This window comes from Frigoribacterium sp. 2355, assembly GCF_054060695.1.
In genome coordinates this window covers 149,354-173,688 of record NZ_JBSSDL010000002.1, presented here as the reverse complement: position 1 = coordinate 173,688, position 24,335 = coordinate 149,354, and the positions used below count along the sequence as shown (strand labels likewise).

Annotated in this window: 26 protein-coding genes; 12 read left to right on the top strand and 14 right to left on the bottom strand. The window is 74.3% G+C overall.

Features of this window, described 5'->3' with window-relative positions; all coding sequences use genetic code 11:
* Window positions 1–60 precede the first annotated feature (60 nt).
* Genes ACVJ1F_RS03680 through ACVJ1F_RS03665 form a run of 4 tightly spaced genes read right to left on the bottom strand, consistent with a single transcriptional unit; the run spans window position 61 to window position 4,518 of the window.
* Window positions 61–897 (bottom strand): glycosyltransferase family 2 protein, encoded by an 837-nt coding sequence (locus ACVJ1F_RS03680; RefSeq protein ID WP_456884763.1) that lies wholly within the window; start codon window positions 895–897, stop codon window positions 61–63.
* Window positions 894–2,060, bottom strand: a complete 1,167-nt coding sequence (locus tag ACVJ1F_RS03675; RefSeq protein WP_456884761.1) for a glycosyltransferase — start codon at window positions 2,058–2,060, stop codon at window positions 894–896. Before ACVJ1F_RS03675 ends, ACVJ1F_RS03680 begins: the two co-directional genes overlap by 4 nt.
* Entirely contained in the window at window positions 2,057–3,304 is a 1,248-nt protein-coding gene (locus ACVJ1F_RS03670; RefSeq protein ID WP_456884759.1) for a glycosyltransferase, read from the bottom strand. The genes ACVJ1F_RS03675 and ACVJ1F_RS03670 overlap by 4 nt, the downstream gene beginning before the upstream one ends.
* On the bottom strand, window positions 3,301–4,518 hold the full coding sequence (locus ACVJ1F_RS03665; RefSeq protein ID WP_456884757.1) for a glycosyltransferase: 1,218 nt from the start codon (window positions 4,516–4,518) through the stop codon (window positions 3,301–3,303). Before ACVJ1F_RS03665 ends, ACVJ1F_RS03670 begins: the two co-directional genes overlap by 4 nt.
* A gap of 208 nt (window positions 4,519–4,726) precedes the next feature.
* On the opposite strand from ACVJ1F_RS03665, the gene ACVJ1F_RS03660 reads away from it, so the two are divergent.
* From ACVJ1F_RS03660 to ACVJ1F_RS03650, 3 genes are read left to right on the top strand one after another with little or no spacing between them, the layout of a single operon-like run.
* A complete protein-coding gene (locus ACVJ1F_RS03660; protein ID WP_456884755.1) occupies window positions 4,727–5,674 on the top strand; it encodes a WcbI family polysaccharide biosynthesis putative acetyltransferase in 948 nt (315 codons plus the stop codon).
* Complete coding sequence (locus tag ACVJ1F_RS03655; protein WP_456884753.1) at window positions 5,671–6,909, top strand: hypothetical protein; 1,239 nt, start codon at window positions 5,671–5,673, stop codon at window positions 6,907–6,909. The genes ACVJ1F_RS03660 and ACVJ1F_RS03655 overlap by 4 nt, the downstream gene beginning before the upstream one ends.
* Window positions 6,906–8,471 (top strand): glycosyltransferase family 2 protein, encoded by a 1,566-nt coding sequence (locus ACVJ1F_RS03650; protein ID WP_456884751.1) that lies wholly within the window; start codon window positions 6,906–6,908, stop codon window positions 8,469–8,471. Before ACVJ1F_RS03655 ends, ACVJ1F_RS03650 begins: the two co-directional genes overlap by 4 nt.
* Window positions 8,472–8,601: 130 nt before the next feature.
* Here the strand turns inward: ACVJ1F_RS03650 and ACVJ1F_RS03645 are convergent, their stop codons facing one another.
* Window positions 8,602–9,189 (bottom strand): GNAT family N-acetyltransferase, encoded by a 588-nt coding sequence (locus ACVJ1F_RS03645; RefSeq protein WP_456884750.1) that lies wholly within the window; start codon window positions 9,187–9,189, stop codon window positions 8,602–8,604.
* A 73-nt stretch (window positions 9,190–9,262) separates the two neighbouring features.
* Here ACVJ1F_RS03645 and ACVJ1F_RS03640 point away from each other — a divergent pair, with 73 nt between their 5' ends.
* The 3 genes from ACVJ1F_RS03640 to ACVJ1F_RS03630 all read left to right on the top strand — a co-directional run bounded on the left by ACVJ1F_RS03640 (window position 9,263) and on the right by ACVJ1F_RS03630 (window position 11,375).
* A complete protein-coding gene (locus ACVJ1F_RS03640; RefSeq protein ID WP_456884748.1) occupies window positions 9,263–9,961 on the top strand; it encodes a DUF805 domain-containing protein in 699 nt (232 codons plus the stop codon).
* A 58-nt stretch (window positions 9,962–10,019) separates the two neighbouring features.
* Window positions 10,020–10,616 (top strand): hypothetical protein, encoded by a 597-nt coding sequence (locus ACVJ1F_RS03635; protein WP_056225147.1) that lies wholly within the window; start codon window positions 10,020–10,022, stop codon window positions 10,614–10,616.
* A gap of 237 nt (window positions 10,617–10,853) precedes the next feature.
* Window positions 10,854–11,375, top strand: a complete 522-nt coding sequence (locus ACVJ1F_RS03630) for a GNAT family N-acetyltransferase (protein WP_456884746.1) — start codon at window positions 10,854–10,856, stop codon at window positions 11,373–11,375.
* An 11-nt stretch (window positions 11,376–11,386) separates the two neighbouring features.
* On the opposite strand, the gene ACVJ1F_RS03625 is transcribed toward ACVJ1F_RS03630, so the two are convergent.
* The 3 genes from ACVJ1F_RS03625 to ACVJ1F_RS03615 all read right to left on the bottom strand — a co-directional run bounded on the left by ACVJ1F_RS03625 (window position 11,387) and on the right by ACVJ1F_RS03615 (window position 13,719).
* The gene (locus tag ACVJ1F_RS03625; protein WP_456884744.1) at window positions 11,387–12,106 is read right to left on the bottom strand and encodes an acyl-CoA thioester hydrolase/BAAT C-terminal domain-containing protein; all 720 of its coding nucleotides are present in this window, start codon (window positions 12,104–12,106) and stop codon (window positions 11,387–11,389) included.
* A 131-nt stretch (window positions 12,107–12,237) separates the two neighbouring features.
* On the bottom strand, window positions 12,238–13,188 hold the full coding sequence (locus tag ACVJ1F_RS03620) for an alpha/beta fold hydrolase (protein WP_456884742.1): 951 nt from the start codon (window positions 13,186–13,188) through the stop codon (window positions 12,238–12,240).
* Between the two features lie 228 nt (window positions 13,189–13,416).
* Window positions 13,417–13,719 (bottom strand): hypothetical protein, encoded by a 303-nt coding sequence (locus tag ACVJ1F_RS03615; RefSeq protein WP_456884741.1) that lies wholly within the window; start codon window positions 13,717–13,719, stop codon window positions 13,417–13,419.
* 31 nt (window positions 13,720–13,750) lie between these two features.
* Here ACVJ1F_RS03615 and ACVJ1F_RS03610 point away from each other — a divergent pair, with 31 nt between their 5' ends.
* Both ACVJ1F_RS03610 and ACVJ1F_RS03605 read left to right on the top strand, forming a co-directional pair.
* Window positions 13,751–14,386 carry an SRPBCC family protein gene (locus ACVJ1F_RS03610; protein ID WP_456884739.1) on the top strand — a complete coding sequence of 212 codons (636 nt, stop codon included), beginning with the start codon at window positions 13,751–13,753 and terminating at the stop codon, window positions 14,384–14,386.
* Complete coding sequence (locus ACVJ1F_RS03605) at window positions 14,383–15,066, top strand: DUF4166 domain-containing protein (RefSeq protein ID WP_456884737.1); 684 nt, start codon at window positions 14,383–14,385, stop codon at window positions 15,064–15,066. The genes ACVJ1F_RS03610 and ACVJ1F_RS03605 overlap by 4 nt, the downstream gene beginning before the upstream one ends.
* A gap of 686 nt (window positions 15,067–15,752) precedes the next feature.
* On the opposite strand, the gene ACVJ1F_RS03600 is transcribed toward ACVJ1F_RS03605, so the two are convergent.
* The 3 genes from ACVJ1F_RS03600 to ACVJ1F_RS03590 all read right to left on the bottom strand — a co-directional run bounded on the left by ACVJ1F_RS03600 (window position 15,753) and on the right by ACVJ1F_RS03590 (window position 17,661).
* Window positions 15,753–16,439 carry a DUF6518 family protein gene (locus ACVJ1F_RS03600; protein ID WP_456884735.1) on the bottom strand — a complete coding sequence of 229 codons (687 nt, stop codon included), beginning with the start codon at window positions 16,437–16,439 and terminating at the stop codon, window positions 15,753–15,755.
* 211 nt (window positions 16,440–16,650) lie between these two features.
* On the bottom strand, window positions 16,651–17,340 hold the full coding sequence (locus ACVJ1F_RS03595) for a DUF4232 domain-containing protein (RefSeq protein WP_456884734.1): 690 nt from the start codon (window positions 17,338–17,340) through the stop codon (window positions 16,651–16,653).
* A 144-nt stretch (window positions 17,341–17,484) separates the two neighbouring features.
* The gene (locus tag ACVJ1F_RS03590; RefSeq protein ID WP_157485369.1) at window positions 17,485–17,661 is read right to left on the bottom strand and encodes a CsbD family protein; all 177 of its coding nucleotides are present in this window, start codon (window positions 17,659–17,661) and stop codon (window positions 17,485–17,487) included.
* 179 nt (window positions 17,662–17,840) lie between these two features.
* On the opposite strand from ACVJ1F_RS03590, the gene ACVJ1F_RS03585 reads away from it, so the two are divergent.
* Both ACVJ1F_RS03585 and ACVJ1F_RS03580 read left to right on the top strand, forming a co-directional pair.
* Entirely contained in the window at window positions 17,841–19,016 is a 1,176-nt protein-coding gene (locus ACVJ1F_RS03585; RefSeq protein ID WP_456884732.1) for a LysM peptidoglycan-binding domain-containing protein, read from the top strand.
* Window positions 19,017–19,055: 39 nt separating this feature from the next.
* Complete coding sequence (locus tag ACVJ1F_RS03580) at window positions 19,056–19,760, top strand: alpha/beta fold hydrolase (RefSeq protein WP_456884730.1); 705 nt, start codon at window positions 19,056–19,058, stop codon at window positions 19,758–19,760.
* Here the strand turns inward: ACVJ1F_RS03580 and ACVJ1F_RS03575 are convergent.
* Complete coding sequence (locus ACVJ1F_RS03575; protein WP_456884728.1) at window positions 19,747–21,465, bottom strand: RecQ family ATP-dependent DNA helicase; 1,719 nt, start codon at window positions 21,463–21,465, stop codon at window positions 19,747–19,749. The two genes, ACVJ1F_RS03580 and ACVJ1F_RS03575, sit on opposite strands and share 14 nt — an antisense overlap.
* A 262-nt stretch (window positions 21,466–21,727) precedes the next feature.
* Between ACVJ1F_RS03575 and ACVJ1F_RS03570 the strand changes: the two genes are divergently transcribed.
* Together ACVJ1F_RS03570 and ACVJ1F_RS03565 are read left to right on the top strand one after the other, a co-directional pair.
* Complete coding sequence (locus tag ACVJ1F_RS03570) at window positions 21,728–21,925, top strand: hypothetical protein (RefSeq protein ID WP_054146271.1); 198 nt, start codon at window positions 21,728–21,730, stop codon at window positions 21,923–21,925.
* 61 nt (window positions 21,926–21,986) lie between these two features.
* The gene (locus tag ACVJ1F_RS03565; RefSeq protein ID WP_159828029.1) at window positions 21,987–22,211 is read left to right on the top strand and encodes a hypothetical protein; all 225 of its coding nucleotides are present in this window, start codon (window positions 21,987–21,989) and stop codon (window positions 22,209–22,211) included.
* Between the two features lie 18 nt (window positions 22,212–22,229).
* Here ACVJ1F_RS03565 and ACVJ1F_RS03560 read toward each other — a convergent pair whose 3' ends face one another.
* Both ACVJ1F_RS03560 and ACVJ1F_RS03555 read right to left on the bottom strand, forming a co-directional pair.
* Window positions 22,230–23,081 (bottom strand): alpha/beta fold hydrolase, encoded by an 852-nt coding sequence (locus tag ACVJ1F_RS03560; protein ID WP_456884726.1) that lies wholly within the window; start codon window positions 23,079–23,081, stop codon window positions 22,230–22,232.
* A 95-nt stretch (window positions 23,082–23,176) separates the two neighbouring features.
* Window positions 23,177–24,301 (bottom strand): AI-2E family transporter, encoded by a 1,125-nt coding sequence (locus ACVJ1F_RS03555; RefSeq protein ID WP_123570632.1) that lies wholly within the window; start codon window positions 24,299–24,301, stop codon window positions 23,177–23,179.
* Window positions 24,302–24,335 lie beyond the last annotated feature (34 nt).

Below are 24,335 nucleotides of genomic sequence, written 5' to 3'. Positions count from 1 at the left end.
CCCGTGACTCGGGGCGGGCTACTCGGCCCGGCGACCCGGGGCGGGTCAGCCCGGGGCGGGTCAGCTCGGGACGGCCGCGCCCTCGACGAGGGTCCAGCCGCCGTCGGCCGCCCGGCGCACCGCGCCGGCCCGCTCGAACGCGTCGAGCCAGCCACCCATCGGCCACTCGCCCCACCGCGCGGCGAAGAGGCCGCCGTTGCGCACGACGTCGGCCAGGTGGCGCCACGGCGGTGACGACGTCGGGTGGTACTGGTGGTACGCGTGGGCGCCGCCGACCCAGACGAGCGGGACGTCGAGCGAGCGAGCGGTGAAGGCGAAGTCGGTGTCCTCGCCGCCGTAGCCCTCGTATCGCTCGTCGAAGCCGCCGAGCCGCGCCCAGGCGTCCGGCGTCACCGCGAACGACAGCGACCAGAACAGCGGATAGTCCGCGGCGCCCGCGACGAGCGTCGTCCCCGCAGGAGGCGCGGGTCGCGCCGCGTGCGGAGCGGTCGCCCCCTCGAGCCCCTCGCCGGTGCCGAGCACGAACCCCTCGGGCAGGTAGGTGACGGGTCCGCTCAGGAGAGCCCCCGGGTGGTCGAGCGCCGCCTGCTCGTAGTGGCGGAAGAGGTCGGGGCCGGGGACGCAGTCGGCGTCGAGGAACACGATGAGCGTGGCACCGTGACCGACGGCCGCGTCGGCTCCGCGGTTGCGTCCGGCGGCGAGGCGCAGGCCGTCGGGACCCGGCGGGACGTGCAGGGTCGTGGCCCCGGCCAGGGCGGGCACGTCGGGGGCGGGGGTCTCGTCGAGCCAGACGACCACGTGGCCGGCGTCGGGTGCCACCTGCCGGACGAACCGCAGCTGGTTGGCGACGTGCTTCATCCGGGTGGCGGACGCGAGGGTCACCACGACGACGGTCACGAGGCGACCCCCGCGGGGTCGGTGCCGACGGCGAGGTCGGAACCGACGGCGGGATCGGTGCCGACGGCGGGCTCGGCGCGCGCGGGGCCGACGCCGTGCGCGCCCCGACCGGCCACCTCGGCGACCACCGCGGCGGCGCGGGCGGCAGCCCCCTCGACCTGCCACGCCGACCAGCCGGGCCGCAGCCCACGGGCGCGCTCGACCACCGACGGCCACTCGTCGTCGACGGGCCAGGACGGCGCCACGACGGCGAGGCCGGCCCGATCGAGCGCCCGGGCGGTCGTGAGCTGCTCGTCGAAGGGTCGGGTCTGCGGCACGACCACGGCACGTGCGCCGAGGGCGGCGAGGTCGGCGACGGTGTTCTGGCCGGCCCAGGTCACGATCACCTCGGCCGAGGTCATGGCCTCCCACGGATCGTCGACCCACGTGTCGAGCCCGAGGGCCGACCAGGTCGTGCCGGGCGTGGCCCGAGCCGCGCGGGCGACCGCGGCCGAGAGGTCCCCGTGGTCGCTGCCGCCGGCACCGCCCACGAAGAGGACGCTGCCGGGCACGACGGCCGACCCGCGGTCCGAGGCCCCGCGCCCGTCCTGCCGCGAGATCCCGCCGACCCAGCGCACCTTCTCGGCGACCCGGTCGAGCGCCGACGAGTCGTGCGTCCCGGCGGGCCAGGGCGCGATCACGCGCGACGCCGCGTCATAGGCGAGTCGGTGGGGTTCGTCGGTCCGGTCGCCGGGTTGCGAGACCACGACGACCTCGACGCCCAGCAGCCGCACGAAGAGCGTCACCTCGACCGAGACGTCGACGACCATCGCGGCGAAGGGGCGCCCGCCGTCCGCCGCCCCGGCGATCTCCCCGGCGATGCGGCCCAGGCGGGAGGCGTGCCCGGGGTGCCCCACGGGAGCCCAGTGCAGCAGGCCTCCCACGGTCGGCGAGGCGTCGGCGGGGTGACGGACCACGCCGTCCGGGCCCGTGGTCGGGGCGTCGTCGCGCTCGAGTTCGATCCAGGTGGTGTCGTCCGGCAGGTCGACGGGGGCGCTCAGCGAACTGAAGACGACGACGTCGGCGTCGAGGTGCGGCCGGACGGCCGAGAAGCGGGTGCGGTGCCCGGCACCGTGGTGGTGCACGTACCAGCCGACGAGGGGGCGGGCGACCGTCGAGGTCACGCCGTCACGACCCGTCGGCCCGTGCCGGCCGGGCGCACGGCCGACAGGCCGCCGGCGAGGGACGAGGAGGCACGGTGCCGGCCACCCACGCCGGTCGCCTCCGTCGCGGCGACGACGGACGTGCCCGGCACGCGCTCGTCCGAGGCCACGACGTCGGCGTACAGCCGCTCGAGGACGGCGGCCCGGGCTCGCAGCGAGAACCGGTCGACGGCGTCCTGCCGCACGGTGCGGCGGGCGTCGGCGTCCGTCCCGACCCGGCGCAGCAGGTCGTCGGCGGCACGCGCCATGCCGTCGAGGTCGCCGGCGGGGACGAGGGCGGCCCCGACCGAACCCGCCACGACCTCGGGGACTCCCCCGACGGCGAACGAGACGACCGGCGTGCCGGTGACCAGCGCCTCCGCGATGACGAGGCCGAAGGGCTCCTCCCACACGGGCGTGACGAGGGCGCAGCCGCTGTGCCCGACGAGGGCCGCGAGCTCGGGCTGGCGCAGTTCGCCGACGTAGTGGGCGGTGGCTCCGAGGTGTGGGGCGACCTCGGTCTCGAAGTAGTCGACGTCTCCGATGCGACCGGCGATGACGAGGCGGCGCCCGGCGCGACGGGCGACCTCGAGGGCGAGGTGCAACCCCTTCTCGGGGACGATGCGTCCCGACCAGACGAGGTCGTCGCCCCCGGGTCCGAAGCCCCAGCGCTCGGTGTCGACGCCGTTCGGCAGGACGCTCGCCTCGACGCCCTCCCTCGCCCAGGCGGCGGCGGTGTGGCCACTGACGGCGACGAAGCGGCTGCGCGGCCCGGTGGACGAGCGGTGCGCGGCGAGCATGTCGGGCAGGGTCGGCGTGTGCAGGGTGCTGACCATCGGCACGCCGATGCGGTCGGCCCGGGCGAGCGGGACGCCGTGCAGGCTGTGGTTGTCGACGAGGTCGTAGTCGTCGGCGTGGTCGGCGACGAACTGCAGGGCGCGTTCGAGCGCCGGCAGCGCGCGCTCGAGGTAGCCGTCGGGATAGGTCGTGTCGGTCGCCTCGGCCGGGTCGTCGAAGACCACGGCGGGCAGGACGAACTCGGGCGGGCTCTGGTCGAGGTGGTCGGACCCCTCGGTGGCGATCAGCGAGACGCGGTGGCCGCGCTCGCGCAGGGTGCGCACCTGGTGGTGGACCGACGACTCGAGTCCGCCGGCGAACGGCTCGCGGATCGGGTAGCGCAGGGGCGCCACGACGACGATGCGCAGGGGCCGGGAGGCGCGGGTCACGCCGTCACCGCCGCGACCGTCGCGAGGGCGCGCTCGTACACCGCGAGGTGGGCGGCCGCCACGTCGTGGCGTTGTCGTCGCCGCACGGACCGACGCTGCTGCTGCAGGGCCGCGCGGTGCGGGGTGCCGCGGCGCGAGGCCGGCACCCGGGCCGGGGCGTCGTGTGCGTCGGCGGTCTCGTCGACGGCGTGCGGGCTGACCAGGGCGATGACGGCCGCGGCCAGCGACGCCGGGTCGTCGAGGTCGAAGGAGGCGGTGGTCCCCCGGTCGGGGTGCTGCGCCGCGGCGTGGCCGACGCGGGGCGCGGCGACCGGGACGGCGAGGTCCCAGCACAGCTCGACCCAGCCGGAGTGCGTGCCGTGGCGGTAGGGCAGCACCGAGACGTCCAGGTCGGCGAGCGACCGCTCGAGCCGGGCGTCGGTGAGGCGCGGGTGCTCGGCGAGGGTCGCCGACGGTCCGGCGGCCCGGACGAGCTCGCGGATGCGCTCGGCCTGCTCGGGGTCGCGCACGCGCTCGTTCAGGTCGACCCGCGCCTCCACGGCGGCACCGGTGGCGCGCAGGGCGTCGACCGCCGCGAGCAGGGTGCGGACGGTCTCGACGCCCGCGACGTTGGGGCGCAGGTCGCGGAGGTGGACCCCGACGACGACCGTGTCACCAGGTGTGCCGACCGGCAGCTCGACCTCGGGGTCGACGATGGCCTGATGCGCGATGACGGTCGGGCGACGACCCCACCGGGCCTCGACCTCGTCGGCGGCCGCGTCGGTGAGGGTGATCAACTCGTCGGCGGCCGGGATCAGCACGTCGAGGTGCTCGACGTGGGGCGCCTGGTCGACGAGCTGCGGGTTCGTCAGGTCGTGCACCGTGTACACGAGTGGCAGGCGCAGGTCGCGCAGGGCCTCCACGACGGCGACGAGGTGGGCGGTGGGGTACGACTCGGTGCCGAAGTGCACGTGCAGCAGGTCGATCTCGTCGGCGTGGGCGCGGAGCCAGTCGGCGTCCAGCACCACCGGGGGCCACCAGCGGTCCGGCTCGGCGGGGTCGGGCAGCGGGTCGGCGAGGTGGACGACGCGGCCGGAGGCGTCGTCGGGGTCGAGCAACGAGCGGACGTACGGGTGGCCGGCCGGGACGGAGGCCACGCGGAGGGGCGCGACGACGACGGTCTCGTCGGACGCGGGGGCCGTGGTCGACGGCGACGTCGGGGCGTGATGGGTCATCGGGGCCTCCTCGGCGTGATCAGGTCGCTCGCCGTGGCGGACCGGCGCGAGGCCTGTCTCGCGGGACGACGAGCACCCGCGACGATGCGGGTGAGGTGTGCCGGGGCTGGCGGCGGGAAAGGATGACGCGACCGGGGAAGTCGCTGTTGACTCAACATAGGCCCGCGCGACCCCCTTTGTCCGTTCCGAGCGCGGGCCGGAGGGAAGCATGTCCGAACAGCGAACCGAACCCGACGGCCGCACCCGTCACTACGGCGACTTCTACGGTCTGAGCGAGCCGGAGGGCGACGGGGCGATCGCCCTCGTGGTGGGCAACTGCCAGGCCGAGTCGCTGCGGATCTTCCTCGACGGCGCGGGCCTCACGACCGTCCGGATGCCGCCCGTGCACGAGCTCACGGCCGCCGACCTGCCGCAGCTCGGCCGGTGGCTCGGCCGGGCCGGGCTGCTGGTCTCGCAACCGGTGCGCGACGACTACCACGACCTCCCGCTCGGCACGGCGCAGCTGGCCGCGATGCTGCCCCGGGAGGCGCGGGTCGTCCGGGTGCCCGTCGTCCGGTTCGCGGGCCTCTACCCCGCGCACGTCATCGTGCGCCCGCCGAGCGACGTCTCGCTCGTGCCGCCCCTGGTCGAGTACCACGACGTCCGGCTGATCGCCGAGGCCGCCGGGCGGCCCCTCCCGGGAGGCGCCCTGACGCCCGCCGTCGTCCGGTCGGTCGCCGAGCAGTCGCTGGCCGAGCTGCGGAAGCGCGAGGTCGCCCACGACAGCGTCGTCGCGTCGGACCTGTTCGAGGTCGGCGCGGGCGACGACGGGGCCGGCACGCCGCGCTTCGACCAGATGCGCACCCTGAACCACCCCGGCAACCCGGTCTGGACGGCCCTCGCCTCGCGCGTCCGCGAGCGCCTCGGCCTGCCCGAGCACGTCGTCGACCCGGGCCGACCCGTGCTGGCGAGCGTGCACGCCCCGCGCGAGCAGGCGGTGATCGACGCCTGGGGCCTCGACGACGAGGCGACCGACCACTGGGTCGTCGGCGGTGAGCGCGTCGACGCCGACGAGGTCCGTCGGGCACACCTCGCCTGGTACGCCGAGCACCCGGACGCGGTCGAGGCCGCCCTGGCCCGGCACGCCGACACGTTCGCGTTGTGGGGTGCGGCGTGAGCGGCGGGGCGGTCGATCCCTCGACCCGCGAGGCGACCGCGCGCGACTCGGCCCGGTCGACCGCGCGGGACGGTGCGGCGGCCACGATCGACCTCGTCGAGCTGCCCGTGGTGGTCACGCACCACGATCCGCAGCACGGCGTCGCGACCTACGCGGCCCAGATCGCCGCGACGGTCGAGGCCCGCACCGGTCGGCACCTCGCCCTGGACGTCGCCGACCTGCTCGACGTGCCGGACGTCGAGGGGGGCGTCGATGCGGGCCCGGACGACGCCGTCGACGTCGGCGTCCCGCGGGCCCACCTGCAGTTCACCGACCGGCTCTGGGGCCCCTCGCCGTCCGCGGCGGCCGACGTCGTCGAGCACCTGGCCGACACGACGGCGCTCACGGTCACCCTGCACGACCTGCCGCAGCCGTCGGACGGCGAGCGCAACCTGAGGAGGCGCGGTGAGGCCTACGGTCGCGTGGTGGCCGCCGCGCGAGGCGTCGTGGTCAACAGCGACCACGAGCGCTCCCTGTTGCGCGAGTGGGTCGGCTTCGACGGCCCGGTCGAGGTGATCCCCTTGCCGGTCGACCGGCACCCCCTGCCGCCGGAGCGGACCGGGCCGGCCGGGCTCCCCGAGCCCGCCGGGCCGGCCTGGCTCCCCGAGCCGGACGGCGACGTCGCGGTCATCGGTTTCTTCTACCCGGGCAAGGGGCACGCCGAGGTCGTGGCGGCCGTGGCCGGACTCGCGGCCGCGCGGCACGACGCCGCCGGCGACCGGGGCGGGTGCGGGGCGACGCGACCGGACGCGCGGGCGACCGGCGTCGTGGCGCTCGGCCGCGCCTCCTCGGGGCACGAGGCCGAGCTGCAGCAGCTGGTCGACGAGGCGGCGGCGCTCGGCGTGCCGTTCGGCGCGACGGGCTACCTCGACGACGCGACGCTGCTCGACCGCGCCCGGCGCGCGTCGGTGCCCGTGGCGGCGCACCAGCACGTGTCGGCCTCCGGATCGATCGCGACCTGGATCGCGGCCGGGCGACGACCGCTCGTGCCCGACACGAGGTACTCGCGCGAGATGGCCGCCCTCCGGCCGGGCACGCTCACGCTCTACCCCGACGGCGGTCTGGCGACGGCGATCGCGACCGCCCTGGCCGACCCGGCGTCGACCTGGCTCGACGACGACGCCCGGACCCTGCCCGGCCTCGACGAGGTGGCCGACGCCTACGCGGCGTGGTGGGCCGAGGGGGTGCGCTGGTGAGCCGCGACGCCGGGTCGCCGGTGTCCGACGCGACCGACACCGCGCCTCCTGCGGGTGGGCGGTTCGTCGTCGGCAACGCGTGGGACGCCCTCGACGGGGTGTGGCCCGACCTGCCGCCGCTCGTGTCGGTGGTCGTCGTGCACTACCGCCAGCAGGCCGAGCTCGACCGGACGCTGGCGGCGCTCGCGCGTCAGAGCTACCCGGCCGAACGGCTCGAGGTGATCGTCGTCGACGACGGATCGCCGACGCCACCCACCGTGCCCGAGGGGGTGCGGCTGATCGTGCAGGAGGACCTCGGGTTCCGGCTCTCGGCCGCCCGCAACGTCGGCGTCGCCGCGTCGTCGGGGTCGGTGCTGTGCTTCGTCGACGCCGACACGTCACCCGAGCCGGACTACGTGCTGCGGCTGACCCGGCTGCCGGCGCTCGCCCCCGAGGCGGTGACGGTCGGCCAGCGGAAGCACGCGGACTTCGCGGGGGTGCTGGGTGGCGACGGCGGCGCCGGTGACGGCGTGGCCGTGCCGGTGTCGGAGCCGGTCGAGGTGGCCGGGCCGGCCCACGAGCTGGAGCAGCCGCGCTGGTTGCAGCAGGCGTACGGCTGGTCGGCCGACCTGCTGCACGCCGACGACCGGTCGTACCGTCACCTGATCGGGGCGGTCACCTGCTGCACCCGCTGGTTCTTCGACCAGGTCGGCGGCTTCGACGAGTCGTTCACGAGCTACGGCGGCGAGGACTGGGAGTGGGCCCACCGCGCGTGGCTCGCCGGCGGCGTGTTCGCGCACGTGCCGGGCGCCGTGGCGTGGCACGACGGGCCGGACTGGGCGGGACGGGCGACGGGTGCCGGCGGCGGGTCGGCGGGGTCGGCGGGGTCGGGGTCGGGGTCGGCGGCGTCGGCGGTCGCTCGCGAGGACGAGGAGGCGCGGCGTCAGGCCGAGAAGAACGGCGAGACCCTGCGCCTCGCCGACCTGATCGCCGTGCGCGGCTCGCGTGGGTTCGGCGTGCGGAGTCGCGCGGTGGACGTCTGCGTCGACCTGGTCACCTCGGTCGGGACGTCGATCTCGGCCGGTGCGGCGTTCGTGGCGGTCGACAGCGTGCTGGCGGCGATGCCGGACGTGACGGTCGTGGTGCCGGACGACGTGGCCCCGGTCTTCGAGGCGGACCAGCGGGTGCGGGGCCGCTCGTCGGACGCTGCCGCCGCGGCGCTGGCCGGTGCCCGGGTGGTCGTGACGCTCGACGGGCCCGTGCGGGTGCTGCCCGCGGTGGAGGCCGGCGGCTCGGACGACGCCCGGGTGCAGGCCCTGGCCGCTGCGGTCGGCCTCGGGGACGACGTCGCGCGCGACCTTCGGACGGCGACGGACGCGGTGGGCGTCGGGTCGCTCGGAACGCTCGAGTTGGCGGACCCGTCGGGCCGCGTGCTCGTGACGGTCGAGTCGCGTCGCGCCGCCCTGCGCGCCCGCCGCTGGGGGGCGGGCGTCGCGTTCGTCTCGCACCGCGCCTCCGTGGACTGGCTGACGCCCGTCACGGGCGAGCCGAGCGTCGCCGCCTACCTCGGCGGCTGGGGCTGATCCCGGGCTCGCCCCCGTCCGCGTGCCGAGTGCCGCGTGCTGCGTGCTGCGTGCTGCGGGCTGCGTCGAATGGTCCCGTTCCGTCATCCGTCGACCGACGAGGGACGGTTCGGGACCACTCGACCGTCGCTCAGGGGGCGGGTGCGACCAGGGTGAGCCAGCCCTCGTCGACGACGTAGCCGAGGGAGGCGTTCGTGGCGACGATCGCGGGGTTGTCGGCGGAACCTCCCGTGCGGAAGCGGAGGACGCCGGCGTCGAGGAGGGCCAGCACCGACGCCGCCTTGACCGCTGCGGCGAGACCTCGACCGCGGTGATCAGGGTGGACGACGGTGACGTCCGTCTCGGCGGCGGGACCGTCCAGGTCGACGACGGTCAGGCCGACGAGGCGACCCGTCGGGGTGAAGGCACCCCAGGCCCTGCGAGTCGGTCCGGGCGTCGCCGACGACCGGTCGAAGGGCTCGTGCCGTGTGGCCACGCTGCCCGGGTAGTCGTCGATAGTCTGCGCGTCGAGGGCGAGCACGGCGTCGACGTCGTGCGGACCGAGCTCGCAGATCGTGACGTCGGCGGCCTTGCCGGTGGCGAGGGCGCGAAGGTGGTCGCGGTCGACTCGGTCCCCGTCGAGTCGGGCACCGAACGACCGGGCGGCGACGGTCCACCCCTCACCGAGGAGCGCGGCGGCCTCGGGCGAGTGGTCTCGGAGGACGGCCGGGGTCTGCACGGTCCGATGGTACGACGCCCCCGCTCGGTAGGGTGGTCGGGTCGCGGTGGGCGGCACGGACGAGGGGGATCTCATGAGCGACCAGAACGACGGAGCGGACCAGCGGGGCGGGCAGCCGCAGCAGCCGCAGCAGCCGCCCTACGGGCAGCCCTCCTACGGGCAGCCGACGCCTCCGCCCTACGGGCAGCAGCCGCCTCCGCCGTACGGGCAGCAGCCGCCCTACGGGCAGCCGACGCCTCCGCCGTACGGGCAGCAGCCCGAGTACGGGCAGCCCTCGTACGCACAGCCCTCGTACGGACAGTCGCCGCAGGGGTCGCCCTCCGGCCCGGGTGGTGCGGTCCCCCTCTGGGCGCCGCTGTACGGGGCGGGCCCGGTCGTCGCGGTGAAGCGGTTCTTCCTCAAGTACGCCGACTTCACGGGGCGCGCGAGCCGCAGCGAGTACTGGTGGGTGGTCCTCGCGAACACGGTCCTCTACTTCGTCCTCGGCATCGTCGGGTTCCTCGCGGGCCTCCCGGGGAGCACGACCGACTACGACGGCACCCTCGAACCCGGACCCGGTTTCATCCCCTTCGGCTTCGTCTTCGCGATCCTCCTCTTCGGGACGATCGTGCCGTTCCTCTCCCTCGGAGCGCGGCGACTCCACGACATCGACCTCAGCGGGTGGTTGCTGCTCATCAACCTCGTCCCGTACCTCGGCGGATTCGTCATCTTCATCCTGTCGCTGCTCGGCCCGAAGCCCGGCGGCGCCCGGTTCGACCGGCCCCGGGCCTGACGGCACCCCAGCCCGGGCGCGGTGACGGCGACGGACGCGTCACGGTAGTTTCTCGATCATGAGCGCTCCCGACGCCCGCGTGCCCGACGATCGACGTGCCCTCGTCCAGCCGGAGCTGCGCCCCGGCGAGCGCCTGCTCTGGTCGGGCGGCCCGGACGAGAGCGTGACCTTCGGTCGCAACGACCTGTTCCTCGTGCCGTTCAGCCTGCTGTGGTGCGGGTTCGCGATCTTCTGGGAGGTCTCCGCGCTGCGCGACGGGGCATCGTGGTTCTTCGTCGCCTTCGGTGGGGTCTTCGTGGCGATCGGCCTCTTCTTCGTGGTCGGCAGGTTCCTGCTCAAGCGGGCCCGGAAGGCGAAGACGGGTTACGCGGTCACCGACCAGCGGTCGTTCCTGGTCGTCGGGTCGACGGTCCATCAGGCACCGGCGAAGCAGCAGAACCAGGAGGTCTCGTGGTCCCGGGACCGCACCCACGTCAGCGTCGACTGGACCGACTCGATCACGGGGAACACCCCGTTCGGCGCACGGCAGCGTGGCCTGACCAACACGGGCCTCGACGGGGTCATGGCCCCGCTGCCGATGACCTTCGTGGACGTGCGCGACGGCGAGGCGCTGCTGCGCGCGCTCGACGAGGCCGGGCGTCCGGAGGCGCGGTGAGGGCCGTCCGCGGATTCCTCCGTCGACGAGAGCCGGACGTCGACGAACCCCGCCGCAGTCAGGCCTGGCGTGACCTCGTCGACCGGGTGCTCGTCGAGCTCGACGCACTCGATCCCTACGGACTGGGCCGGGCGTCGAGGACGGCGCCCCGTGGGACGAGCACGAACCCGAGGCCGTCCCGATGACGACGGCGACGACGAGGACTTCGGGCCGCGTCTCCGGCTGTACCGTGAACCCGTGGCCTCCCACCTCCGCCTGATCGAGCCGCGAGACGCCCCCGAGTTGGCCCGGGCGTTGACGCGCAACCGTGAGTTCCTGGCGCCCTGGGACCCCGTGCGCGGTGACGCCTACTTCACGCCCGAGGGGCAGCTGTCGGTGATCTCGTCGCTGCTGGCGCAACGATCCCGGGGTGAGGCGCAGCCGTTCGTCATCGTCGACGAGGGTGCCGTGGTGGGCCGGCTGACGCTCAGCGGGATCGCCCGTGGCCCCTTCCGGTCCTGTGACCTGGGCTACTGGCTGTCGGAGGACCGCAACGGGCGCGGCATCATGACCTCGGCCGTCGGCGAGGCCGTCGACTGGGCGTTCGGCGACGCCGGCCTCCACCGTGTCCAGGCGGGGACGCTCCGTCACAACGTCGCCTCACAGCGGGTCCTGCAGAAGGCGGGTTTCGAGCAGTACGGCATCGCGCCGTCCTACCTCGAGATCGCGGGCCGCTGGCAGGACCACGTCCTCTTCCAGCGGGTCGACGACTCGACGTGAAGCCGAGCACGTCAGCGCGATGCCGCGAGCATCGCGGTGATCGCACGCCACGCGCGTGTCCCCAGCTCCTTGTCCGCGACCTCCGTGCCCCCACGTCGCATGGCCATACCGCCCTGCACCAACGACTCCCCGGGCAGGATCGCTCGGTGCCCGGCGAGGGCACCAGCCACCACGACGGTGTCGGCGCCGTGGTCTGCGCGGCGACACCGGATGTTCTCCGCGTACAGCGAGCTCGACCACACCTGGTCGTCGCCCCCTGCGACGACGACGACCTCGGCAATGCGCTCCACCTCGATCGCCGCCGCCGCCACCTGGTCTGCGAACGCCTTTCGGGACCGCTCGTACACGGGGGAGAACCGAGGAGGTTCCTCCGTCCCCCGATACTCCTGGTCGATCGGTACGAACGGTATGGGCGCCCCACCCCATGTCCAGTGCGAGTGTTCGGCACCGGCCGGGTCGTACCCCGCCCACACGACGTCCGACGGGGCGAACGCGAACACACCGGACACCCCGGGCGCGCGGGCGGCCGTCGCCAGGGCGGCCTCCGCCCCGAACGACGTCCCGACGATCCAGACCCGGTCGCATTCCCTGGCGAGGGCGTCCAAACGGTCCACGAAGGTCTCCAGCGGGACGTCCCACGGCCCGGCGCTCTGCCCCTCGCCTCCGAACCACCGGATCGACTCGGCCAATGCGCCGTGCGCCGCAAAGAGCCTGGCGCGCTCGCCGTCCACCCGTCCACTCGACCCCGCGAGCACGAGGACGCCGTCGCCCGACGGTTGGGCCGGTAACCAACGCACCCCTTCGGGCCGCGCGAGGTCGGCCCGACGCATGCCGGGCACGGCGGGCAGAGCAGACGAAGTCGTCACCGCCGGGCGTACCCGTCGAGTGCGGCACTGAGCACTTCGACCTGACGCGGGCCGCCGTGCCCCTCGTCCTCGACCACGGTGAGGGTGCTCGCCGGCCAGGCACGGTGCAGGAGCCACGGCGTGATCGCCGGCCCGCTGACGTCACGACGACCGTGCACCAACGCGGCGGGGACCTGGGCGATCCGTGGCAGCCGCGCCATGATCGACCGTTCGCCCGGGAGGAAGCCGTCGTTGCTCCAGTAGTGGGTGACGAGCGTGGCGAACGCCTCTCGCCGGCCGGGTCCCAGATGCCCCCGCCCGCGGGACCCGGGATCGTCGAGGCTGACATGGACGCTCTCCCACCGGTCCCAACTCGCCGCGGCCGCCGCACGATCGGCCTCGTCGTCGGAGGCCAGCCGTCTCGCGTAGGCGTCGACCGGTCTCTCGTCGTGGCGCCTCCTGCTCTCGCGCTCGAACACGGCCCAGTCCTCAGGGAAGAGCCGCCCGACCCCCTCGGTGATCCAGTCGACCTCGTCGCGACTCGTGGTCGTGACCGCCATGAGCGCCAGGGCTCGGACGCGGTCCGGGTGCTCCTCGGCGTAGGCCAGCGCGAGCGTCGTGCCCCACGACACCCCGCCGACGACCCAGCTGTCGATGCCGAGACCTTCACGGACCTCCTCGAGGTCGGCGACGAGTCGCGGCGTCGTGTGCCGTGCGAGGTGGGCCAGGTCGTCGACGACGTTCGGGGTGCTGCGCCCGGAACCGCGCTGGTCGATGCCGACGAGCCGATAGGCCCGGGGATCGAACGACCGTCGGTAGCCGCCCTGACCGAGCGACCCGCCGGGCCCGCCGTGCAACCAGAGGGCGGGGACGCCGTCGGGACGCCCCGACTCCTCGACGTAGAGCGAGGCGCCGTCGGTCGTCTCGAGGAAGGCCGTCCGGTAGGGGTCGTGGGGCGGGTGGCTCATGCGGCCACCGTAGTCACCAGCTCACCGCGAGCGCGACAGCCCCCCGCGTGGCCCAGGCCGTCGCCCCGTCGGCAACTCCGGGTCGCTGTCGCAGCCGCTCCCTTCCCGCGCGGAAGCCGGCACCCCGCCGCAGCACCAGCCCGGTATTGCCGACACCGGAGTCGGAGCCGGAGGCCCCGGGGGCGTTGTCGAGGGATGGGAGGCACCCGCGGCAGACCGGTAGCCCAGTCAGAGCACCGTGTACCCGGCGGCGAGCGCCGAGCGACCCGTCAGGGCCGTCAGGAGACGCGGCGCGTCAGCCCACGGAGCATCGGCCACGAGGGCACCGAGCACGACCAGCGCCTGACGACCCGCGATCTCGGGCGCCTGCCCGTCGAGCCCGGCGGCCGCCCTGAGGTCGCCCGTGTGCACCACGAGCTCGACGACGCGCGTCGGGAGGTACGCCTCGAGCCGCCATTCGCCGACCGGCGTCTCCACCCGCGCGTCCGCGGTCCGTGCGGCCACCACGCCGGTCACCCGCGGGGTGTCCACCCGGTCGTCACCATGCCCTAGCCTCGCCATCGTGGGGAAACGTCAGATCTACGTCGAGACCGTGATCGACGCCGACCTCGACCGGGTCTGGGCCGCCACCCAGGACCCCGCCCAGCACGTCCGCTGGGACGTCCGCTTCTCGAGCATCACCCCCGGGCCGCCGGACGCCGACGGGTCGACCCCGTTCCGCTACGTCCGCCGCACGCCCGTCCACACCGTCCGGGGCACGGGCGTCAGCATCGGCGAGCGCCACGGCCGGGACGGTTCGCGCACGTCCGCCCTGCGCTTCGCGACCGACGACGTCCTCTCGCCGATCCGGGCCGGTCGCGGGTACTGGCGCTACGTCCCCACCGCCGACGGACGGACGCGCTTCGTGACCGGCTACGACTACGACCCGGGTTGGGGCCCGCTCGACCTGGTCGTGCGTCCGCTGCTCGGTTGGACGACGGCGTACAGCTTCGACCGCCTGCGCCTCTGGCTCGAGACCGGCCGCGAACCCGAGCGGTGGCCGCTCGCCTGCGCTCTCGCGTTCTGGCGTCCGGACCGCCCCCGCGCCTCCCGCACCCTGCGTGCGCCCGTCGGCGGCACGCGCGCGGGCGACCACCTGAAGGAGGCGCCGGTCACCCTGGCCGCGCTGCCCGACCCCGCGAGGCGGTCACCCCGATGACGTCGATCTTCGAGCAGGCCCTCGGCGAGGACTTCACGCGTCTGCACCCGATGATGCAGCGACGTTTCGGCGTCGGTCTCGACTCGGGCGAGGCCTGCGTGGGCCGGGGGGTCATGTCGTCCATCCGGCGGGGCCCGTGGTGGACGGTGCCGTTCTTGCAGATCGGGCGGTTGCGCAACATCCTGGTGCCCGACGTCGGCCACGACGTGCCCTTCGTCATCGAGAACTACCCGTACCGCGACGCACTCGGACGCGAGACGGTCACCTTCGTCCGCTCGTACTCGGTGCCGCGCCGCCGCGCGGGACGTCGGCCGGTCCGATTCGACGCGACGGTGGTGCTCGACCGGGGGCGGGTGCTCGACTACCTCGGCACGCACCAGCACCTCGCGGTCGACCTCGACCTGTCGGTCGACGACCGTGGCGGCCTCGTGCTGCGATCCGGGGCGCAGCGCTTCCACGAGGGCCCCGTCTCGTTCCGCTTCCCGATGCTGTTCAGCGGTCGGGCCGAGTTGCACGAGTGGTGGTCCGACGACGACGAGTCGTTCCACGTCGACCTCGAGGTGCACAACCACCGCCTCGGGTTCCTCTTCGGCTACCGCGGCGCCTTCACCTGCGAGTGGGTCGCCGCCTCCGATGCGCCCGCCCGGCTCAAGCCGCGACGCACCGAGGCGCGCCTCTAGGCCCCGAAGCGGAGCGTGCGTCCCTTGCCCCCCTGTCGGCAAGTCCTGGCTCCCGTCACGCCCGCACCCGTCCCACACCGATCCCGACACCCCACCGCAGCACCGGCCAGGAATTGCCGACACCGCCACCGCCAGCACCACGGACCCAGGCACCGGCACCGGCACCGGCGTCAGACCCCGTCGGCAAGTCCTGGCTCCCGTCACAGCCGCACCCGTCCCACACCGATCCCGACACCCCGCCGCAGCACCAGCCAGGAATCGCCGACACCGCGACCGCCACCGCCACCGCCACCGGCACCAGACCTCGTCGGCAAGTCCTGACTCCCGTCACGCCCGCACCCGTCCCACGCCGATCCACGCACCCCACCGCAGCACCAGCCAGGAATTGCCGACACCGCGACGCCGCGACACCGGCACCGGCACCGGCACCGGCACCGGCGTCAGACCCCGTCGGCAAGTCCTGGCTCCCGTCACGGCCGCACCCGTCCCACGCCGATCCACGCACCCCATCGCAGCACCAGCCAGGAATTGCCGACACCGCGACACAGGCACGGCGTCGGCGTCGGCACCGGCACCGGCACCGGCACCGGCGTCGGCGTCGGTCGCGGGCGTCGGTCGCGGGCGTCGGCGTCGTCGGCCACCGGGGAGGGGCGGGTCGAGTCCCGGCGGAGGAACGACCCGGCCGGTCACATCAGCAGGCGAGGGAGGGCCGTGTACGCGACGACGAACAGGATCGACAGGGCCACCACCGACCCCGCCGTGACGACGGGCACCCACGTCGGGACGGACGACCGGGTCCGCATGGTGCCCCAGGCGAGGAAGCCCGCGCCGAGGACCAGTTGGAGCACCCAGTAGATCGCGCCCGGTCCCTGGTCGAGGACGACGAGCCCGTAGAGCCCCTCCCCCACGAGCACCGTCGAGAGCGGCACGACCGCAAGGGTGCGCCGGGTCGGCGACGACGCGCGGAGGAGTGCGGCGCTGACGCCGATCACCGGGCCCACGAGCAGCCCGAGGATCGTGAAGACGTTCTGGAACGGCTCGTCATAAGGGAAGCCGCGCCATCCCGACATGATCCGGTAGCCCTCGACCAGCAGCACGAACGCCACGGCGCCCAGGACGGCCGACAGGGCGGGACGGGCCTGCACGGTCAGGACCAGCGCGAAGACGAGGATCGACCAGCCACCGGACGAGTTCGCGAAACCGCCGAGCCATTCGGGCAGGACGCCCTGTGCCGGGCTCGTCAGTCCGCCGAGCACCAGTGCTCCGGCTGCCACCGCGGCGACCCGACCGATGCCGTGGACGATCGTCGCAGGCCGGGCCCCCTGCCGTCGGGCGGTCGGCGAGGCGGGGCGGTCGAGTCGGGTCTCGGGCATGGCAGCTCTCCTTCGAGGAGGTGCCAGCGTACGAACGCCCGGCGTCGGGACGCGTCCTCCGCGGGTCGCAGGCCGTGCGGCTCGAGGATGACCCCGCCCGTCGAGACGTCCCTGGACGTCGGGCCGTCGGATCGCTGGCCACGGAAGGACGATTCGCATCCTTCCGGCCGCGATGCCGCTCGGACCCGCGTGCCACCGAGCCCGCGTGCCGTCAGAAGGTGGCCAGGGCGCTCACCCTCATCTGCTGCACCCGGGCGTTCGCACACGCCTCGAAGCTCGACCCCGAGGCGGGGACGAAGATCGACTCGAGCGAGCCGGGCGGGTAGACGCGGAACCCGTCGGTCGCCTGCGGGCGGCACTCGGACGCGTCGTAGTTCCCCGTCTGGGTGATCTGCACGATCGTCTGCACCTCGGCACCGGGGGCGAGCGTGTGGGCCTCGTGCGGCGTCGAGCGGTCGAGCGCGGCCGAGGCGCCGATCTGGGTGCCGTTCCCGTCCCCGACGAACGAGACGCCGGGCCAGCCCTGGAGGGTGCAGGAGCGCTGACCGCCGTTGGTCAGGATGATCGCGACGCCGTAGCTGCCGGCCGCACCCCCGCCTCCGTCGGCGATCTCGGCGGTGAGCTCGCCCACCGTGCACCGCGAGGACGCGTCGCCCGGGGCGCCGTCGCCCAGGTCGCCACCGCCGCCGGACGCCCCGTCGGGACCCGGCGTCGCCGTGGGAGAGGAGGCGCTGGTCGGCAAGTCGGTCGCCGACGAGCCGGTCGTCGGTGAGGCCGTGACGGTCACGGTGGGGGCCGCCGTCGTCTCGGGGCCACCCGGGGCCGAACAGCCCGAGAGCACGACGGCGAAGGACGCCACGACGACCGCGGCGGGGACGAGGGAACGGAACGGACGCGTCATGCCCCCACCGAAGCACGCTCGGCCAGGTTCTTGCACACTCTGCACCTTTACCTGCTCGTTCCCCCGTCTCCGCCGGGACGACGAAGGGCCCGACATCCGCAGATGCCGGGCCCTTCGTGGCGCCGACCGGGGTCGGCGGGACGATCAGTTCTTGCCGAGGTCGTCCTTGGCCTTCTCGGTCTCGAGACGCTCGTCGCTCATGTGCTGGTCCTTGTGACCCTGCTTCGTGAGCTCTTCGTCGTCCGTGCGCTTGCCGACGGCCTCTTCGGCCTTGCCGGCGGCCTTCTGGACGAAATCTTTTGCCTTGTCACCAACGGACATGACGTACCTCCTGGTTGTCGGTCGACCGGACTGACCCGGTACACCCGTGACGGTAGGCCGGGTGTCCGCGGGCCGCCGGGGTTCACAGGCTGTTCCAGGTTCGTACCCGGACCGGGACCCGACCGACCGGTCTCGACCCGGTCCCCGCCGTCGCCTAGGATCGTCGCCGAGGGGGCACCATGGCACGACACACACCGGGGGCGGGCGACGACGAGGGAGTCACGCCCGGTCACGAACCCTTCGCGCCCCCCGCGTCCGACACCGACGACGACGCCGTCACGGTCGACGCGACGGACGCTGCCGGACCTCGACTCGTCGCCTGGTCGCACCCCGGCACCTCGGGTTCGGCCACCACCGTCGGCGCCGCGAGCGCGGCCTCGGCCGACCCGGTCGGCGCGACCGACGACGACGAGGACGACGAACCCGCCCCCCGGTCCGGCCGCCGCCGCCTCGCCGTCATCGGCGGCGTCGTCGCCGCCGCGGCCCTCGTCGCCGTGGTCGTGAGCGCGGTCCTGTCCACGAACGGCTCCGCCCCACTCGCGGCCGGGGCACCGACCGGGTCCGCGAGCCCGACCACGATCGCCCGCACCTCGACACCCACCCCGAGTGCCTCCCCGTCGCCGATGCCGACCGCCCCCGCCACGCCCTCGCCCCGGGCGGCCACCCCGCCGCCCGAGGACGCTGCAGTGCCGGCGCCGTTCATCACCCCGGTGCCCGCGGGCACGGTCGTCGCCGAGTCCGACGTGGCGTCCCCCAAGGGCAGCATCCACTTCCACTACCGGGTGGTCGCCACCGGCGACGGCACCTACACGACCGACGTGACCGACTTCACCTCGAGCCTGCCCGTCCCGGTGGGGGTGTCGTTCTACCAGGTCGCTCCGTCCGTCGGCGACGGCATCACCTTCGGAGGCGACGGGGGTTCCGAGATCGGGGGGCCCACCGCGACCCCGGCATCGGCGTCCTGGAGCTTCGGAGCGGTCACCCAGCCGTCGTACCTCTCGACCCTCGTCGTCCACTCGACCAGCACCTCCCCGGACGTCCCCGTCGAGATCTCGGCCGGGAAGGTGCTCGCCGTCGCCCCGGTCGCCTGGTCGGTGCCGCCGCGTGGGACGAACATCGCCCCGGTCGACTCGGGTGCGGTGGCCTTCGCCACGGGAGCGCTCGAGGCGACCACGGCGTCCGGTTCGCCCAAGCGGTACACCGTGGCGCCCGACGACCTCATCGACGCCGTCGCCCGGCGCTTCGGCATCTCGGTCTCGGCGCTCCTCTACATGAACCAGGGCCTCCAGGTCATCGACGACGCGCAGCACCTGTTCGCGGGCACGACGCTCGTCCTCGACCCCGACAGCGTCTGAGCCGGGACGTCCCGCACGACGACGCCTAGGGTCGGGGTGGTGCCCCGCCTCCCCGTGCTCGTCCGTCACGCCGTGTGGTGGGTGCAGGACTACGCCTACGCCGCCGTCTGGCAGGTGAGGGCCGTCACGAGTCCTCGCGACCCGGAGCGCTACCTCGGCGGCACCGGTCGGCCCGTGCTCGTCGTCCCCGGCGTGTGGGAGACCTGGGCCTTCCTCCGACCGATGATCGAACGCCTGCACGCCGAGGGCCACCCCGTGCACGTGCTGGACGACCTGCGATGGAACAGCCGTCCGGTCGAGGCCACCGCCCGCGACGTCGCCGCCTACCTGCTCGCTCACGGACTCACCGACGTCGTGATCGTCGCCCACAGCAAGGGCGGCCTGATCGGCAAGTACGTCATGGCGCTGCTCGACGAGACCCGCCGCGTGCGGTCGATGGTCGCCGTCTGCTCGCCGTTCTCGGGGTCGCGCTACGCCACCTGGTTGGTGCTGCCCGCCCTCCGGGCCTTCTCACCCCGCGACGCGACGACGATGCGGCTCGCACGGGACGAGTCGGTCAACGGCCGCATCACCTCGGTCTTCGGCGAGTTCGACCCCCACATCCCCGAGGGCAGCGACCTGCCCGGCGCCGTCAACGTGCGCCTCCACGCGGGCGGGCACTTCCGGGTGCTGGCCCACCCCCGGACGATCGCCACCGTCCTCGCCGCCGCCGGCGAGCCCGTCGAGCGGGTCAGGCCGGAGTGAGCAGGTCGTGCGCGAGCACGTCGGCGACGGCCAGCACCTTGTAGCCCTCGCTCTCGAAGAACACCGTCATGCGGTCGGCGTCCGTGCTCATCACGGTGCCCTCGCCCCAGGTCGCGTGCACGACGCGCGCGTCGGGCGCGAACGCAGGAGGCGCGGTGTCGGTGACGTCGTCCTGCTCGCCTCCGCGCGCCTCCCGGGGGTCGCCTGCCCTCTCGGCGGCCCGGCAGCCGTCGCAGTTGCCGCACCGCTCGGGCGAGTCCTCGCCGAAGTAGCCGAGCAGGAAGTGCCGACGGCAGCCGGGCGCCTCGGCGAAGGTGCGCATCATCTCGATGCGCGAGCGCTCGACCCGGTCGCGGGTCTCGGCGACCCCGCGCGCCGCCTCGGCGGCACTCCGGGCGTCGAAGCCGTCGACCGGCTCGAACCCCTTCGTCGACTCGGACAGGGCACCGCCCTCGAGCAGCAGGTCGATGAGGCGCGAGACCGTGCGTGCGCCGAGGGCCAGCTGGTCCGACACCTCCGATCGCCGGACGGGCCGACCCGCCGCCGAGAGCGCGGTGAAGACGCCCCGCAGGTCCGCGCGCCCGGGGAGGCCGGAGGCGAAGAACGAGCGCAGCGAGAGGTCTTCGGGCCGGTAGTGCAGGGTCGCGGTGGCGGGGTCGCCGTCGCGCCCGGCCCGGCCGATCTCCTGGTAGTACGAGTCGAGCGAGTCGGGCACGTCGGCGTGCACGACGAACCGGACGTCGGGCTTGTCGATGCCCATGCCGAACGCACTCGTCGCCACGACCACATCGACCTCGCCCACGTGGAACCGCTCGTGCAGTTCGCCCCGCTCGGCCGAGCGCTGGCCGCCGTGGTAGCCGACGACGGTGCGGTCGGGGCAGCGCTCGGCGATCGCGGCGGCGTAGTGCTCGGTCGCCTTGCGGGTGGCGACGTAGACGATGCCCGGCGTCGTCGAGGCGGCCACCTGCTCGACCACGGCGCGGGCCTTCTCGTCGTCGTCCTCGTGCCGCACGACCTCGAGGGAGAGGGTGGGCCGGTCGAAGCCGTGGCTCAGTACGAGCGGCTCGTCGAGGCGGAGGCGTTCGACGATCTCGTCCCGCACCGGGCCCGACCCGGTCGCCGTGAGGGCCAGCACGGTGGGTCCTCCGAGACGCTCGACGACCTCGCCGAGGTGCAGGTAGTCGGGACGGAAGTCGTGCCCCCACGACGACACGCAGTGCGCCTCGTCGACGACGAAGAGGGCGACCCCGGCGTCGCTCAGGCGGTCGACGGTCTCGTCCCGGGCGAGCTGCTCGGGGGCGAGGAAGACGTACGTGACCTCTCCGGCGGCGAGGCGCTCCCAGCCCTCGTCGTTCTCGGCGTCGGTGTGGCCCGAGTTGATCGCGACGGCGGGCGGGGCGTCGGGGCGTCCGACGAGTCCCGCGACCTGGTCCGCCTGCAACGCGATCAACGGCGAGACGACGACCGTGGGCCCGTCGAGCACGGCTCCGGCCACCTGGTAGATCGCCGACTTGCCGAATCCCGTGGGCATGACCGCGAGGGTGTCCCGGCCGGCGACCACCGCCTCCAGGGCCTCGAGCTGGGCGGGGTGCAGGTCGGTCCAACCGAAGAGGTCGGCGGCGGCACGGGTGATGTCGTCGGTGCGGTGGGTGCTCGTGCGGGCGGTGCTCGTGCGGGTGCGTGCGGGGCGCGTCGTCGTGCTCATGTGGTCCTCGTTCCGGTGGGGCAGAGGTCCATCCCAGGCACGTGCGCGGCGACACGCGCGGGGCTGCCAGGCGATGCCCGGCCCTGCGTACCCCACCCGCCGCGGGTCGCGCATGGTACCCCTCGGTGGGCCCGCCGCGCCGTCCGTCGCGCCTCCCGTCGCGCCGCCGGTCGCACCTCCCGCGCGCCGCCCCCTCGCCGCACGTCACGAGCGGAGGCGCGGGTCCAGCCGTCGCGGACCCCGTGGGCGTAGCGTCCGGTGCATGAGCGACGAGAAGCAGACCGAACCCGTCATGGACGGGGCCACCGAGGCGACCGACCACGAGAAGCTGAGCGGCCTGATCGAACAGGTCGAGGCCGACCACGGCGACGAGGGCGCGGCCTCGATGGCCGACCACCTCCGCGACCGCATGGACGAGACCGCGCAGGCCGACGAGAGCCCGGCGGACGCCGAGGAGTGAGTCCCGGGGCTCCACCGCGAGGTGGAGCCCTCCGGCCCCGGTCGTGACCTAGCGTCGAGGGATGTACTCCAACGGCTTCTCCCTCGTCGGTGTCCTCTACCCCGTCTTCTTCGTGGTGGTGTTCGCCTTGGCCGTCACGCTGGCCGTGCTCCTGATCAGGACCCTGCTCTGGGTGATCCGAGCACTGACGGCCTACACGCGAGAACGAGAACTCCGCATCGACCTGCTGCTCGCCGGTGACGACGACCCGGCCGGCCCGCCGGCACCCGGCGGTCCCGCGATCTGACGACCAGGAGGCGCGGGTTCAGTTCCCGACGCCCGCGACGACCTCGCGGACGAGGTCGGCCACCAGCCCGGGCCGTTCGAGACCCGGCAGGTGGGCGACGTCGGGCAGCACCCGACCCGGTCCCTGCCCGAGACGTCGAGCCGTCTCGGCGTAGAACGGCTCGTCGGCGGGGATGTCGAGCTCGCCCCAGGTCGCCAGGACCGGCGTCGCGACCTCGCCGAGGCGGCTCCACGTGTCGAGCCCGGCGTCTCCGGCCCCGTCCGGTGCGGCGACCTCGAGGATGCGGGCGTTCATCCGCTCGAAGAGTTCGCGGGGGGCACCCGTGACGCGGCCGCTCCGCGCCGCGGGACCGTCGAGCCAGAGGTGGGCCAGCAGACGGACCTGCGCCTCGACGTCGCCGCTGCCGGACGCCTCGTCGAGGGCCTCCATCAGCGGGCCCGACGCCGGGTCGGGGGTCCAGTCGAACGGCGTGTCGTCGTCCGTCATGCCGCTGACCGCGGCACCGATCAGCAGCACGCCCGCCACGCGCTCGGGTGCGGTCACGGCCAGGTCGAGGGCGAGCGCACCGCCCATCGAGTTCCCGACGACGAACGCCCGCCCGACGCCCAGCCGGTCGAGCAGCTCGACGAGGTCGGCCAGGTGCGTGGCGTCGCCGTCGGCCGCGGAGACCGGGCTCTCGCCGAACCCGCGGCGGTCGTGGGCCACCAGGTCGAGACCGTCGGCCGCGAGTTCGTCGGCGACGTCCGTCCAGCTCCGGCGGTCGGCGACGCCGGCGTGCAACAGCACCACGGTCGGGCCCTCGCCCCGCCACCGGGTGGCCGCCAGGGCGGTGCCGTCCGACAGGGTCACGTCCGCGCGTTCGCCGCTCATGTCGGCCACGGTAGCGCTCCGACATGCCGTTGCCCAGACCCGCGTGCCGCCGCTCGGACGACCTGACGGCCCGACGGCCTTACTACCCCGACGGTCTAGACCCGCTGCTGGCGCGGCACGACGACCCGCTCGAAGACGACCACTCCGGCCGTCGCGATCGGGATCGCCACGAGGGCACCGAGGACGCCGCCGAGGGCCCCTCCCCCGAAGGCCGCCACGATGACGAGGGCGCCGGGCACCGCCACCGCTTTGGACATCACCCGTGGGGTCAGCACGTAGGCCTCGACCTGGGCGTAGACGAGCAGCACGATGCCGACGACGATGGCGGTGACCGGCGAGACGGTGATCGTGGCGGCGATGATGATCGCGTAGGCCACGACCGTGCCGACCACGGGGATCAGTGCGCCCAGGAACGCGAGGGTCGCGAAGAGCACCGGCACCGGTCCGCCGGCGATCGTCAGCACGATGAAGACGAACACGGCGTTGACGGCGGCGAGCGCCACCTGCCCGGCGACGTAGCGGCCGACCGACAGGAAGATCTCGTCCGAGATGCTCATGACGTTCTCGCGGTGGCTGCGGGGCACGGCGCGGCTGAGCGAGCGCAGCATCTGCGGGAGGGTGATCGCGAAGTAGAGGGTGAGGATCGCGACCACGATCACCGCGGTGATGGCGTTGGTGATCCCCTGGCCGACGGCGAGCAGGCCTCCGCCGAGGGCGAGCAACTGGTCGGGGTCGAGCAGGTACGAGGTGACGGCGCCGACCGCGTCGTCGACGTCGACGTCGAACCCGACGGTCTCGACGGCCTGCTGCACCCAGGGCTGGCGCGAGAGCTCCTGCAGGGCGGCGGGGGCCGTCTGCACGACGTGCCCGATCTGCTCGATCAGCGCGGGCACGACGGCCGCGACGATGCCCACGACGACCCCGACGACCAGCACGACGGCGACGACGACGCCGACCCAGCGCGGGGCGCCGGCGCGCGCGAGGCGTCGGACGACCGGTTCGAAGGCGAGCGCGAGGAAGAACGCGAGGCCGATGTAGACGAGGATCGTCGACAGGGCCATGAGGGCGACGATGATGCCGACGCCGAGCCCTCCGCCGAGGGTCGCGATGAGGCCGAACCGGAAGGCGCCGGGGCGCTGCATCGGGCTGGGGGGTGTGGCGGTCTGCGTGGCCGTACCGGCCGATCGACGCACGAGACGGGCGCGGGGTGACGAGGGCATCCGACCATCCTGACCTGCTCGAGCCGATCGAGGC

Coding starts and splice junctions, on each gene's coding strand:
- ACVJ1F_RS03605 (WP_456884737.1), top strand. CDS start 14,383: ATGACGTCGATCTTCGAGCAGGCCCTCGGCGAGGACTTCACGCGTCTG.
- ACVJ1F_RS03560 (WP_456884726.1), bottom strand. CDS start 23,081: ATGAGCGGCGAACGCGCGGACGTGACCCTGTCGGACGGCACCGCCCTG.
- ACVJ1F_RS03565 (WP_159828029.1), top strand. CDS start 21,987: ATGTACTCCAACGGCTTCTCCCTCGTCGGTGTCCTCTACCCCGTCTTC.
- ACVJ1F_RS03665 (WP_456884757.1), bottom strand. CDS start 4,518: ATGACCCATCACGCCCCGACGTCGCCGTCGACCACGGCCCCCGCGTCC.
- ACVJ1F_RS03590 (WP_157485369.1), bottom strand. CDS start 17,661: ATGTCCGTTGGTGACAAGGCAAAAGATTTCGTCCAGAAGGCCGCCGGC.
- ACVJ1F_RS03635 (WP_056225147.1), top strand. CDS start 10,020: ATGAGCGCTCCCGACGCCCGCGTGCCCGACGATCGACGTGCCCTCGTC.
- ACVJ1F_RS03575 (WP_456884728.1), bottom strand. CDS start 21,465: ATGAGCACGACGACGCGCCCCGCACGCACCCGCACGAGCACCGCCCGC.
- ACVJ1F_RS03555 (WP_123570632.1), bottom strand. CDS start 24,301: ATGCCCTCGTCACCCCGCGCCCGTCTCGTGCGTCGATCGGCCGGTACG.
- ACVJ1F_RS03585 (WP_456884732.1), top strand. CDS start 17,841: ATGGCACGACACACACCGGGGGCGGGCGACGACGAGGGAGTCACGCCC.
- ACVJ1F_RS03600 (WP_456884735.1), bottom strand. CDS start 16,439: ATGCCCGAGACCCGACTCGACCGCCCCGCCTCGCCGACCGCCCGACGG.
- ACVJ1F_RS03660 (WP_456884755.1), top strand. CDS start 4,727: ATGTCCGAACAGCGAACCGAACCCGACGGCCGCACCCGTCACTACGGC.
- ACVJ1F_RS03570 (WP_054146271.1), top strand. CDS start 21,728: ATGAGCGACGAGAAGCAGACCGAACCCGTCATGGACGGGGCCACCGAG.
- ACVJ1F_RS03595 (WP_456884734.1), bottom strand. CDS start 17,340: ATGACGCGTCCGTTCCGTTCCCTCGTCCCCGCCGCGGTCGTCGTGGCG.
- ACVJ1F_RS03640 (WP_456884748.1), top strand. CDS start 9,263: ATGAGCGACCAGAACGACGGAGCGGACCAGCGGGGCGGGCAGCCGCAG.
- ACVJ1F_RS03620 (WP_456884742.1), bottom strand. CDS start 13,188: ATGAGCCACCCGCCCCACGACCCCTACCGGACGGCCTTCCTCGAGACG.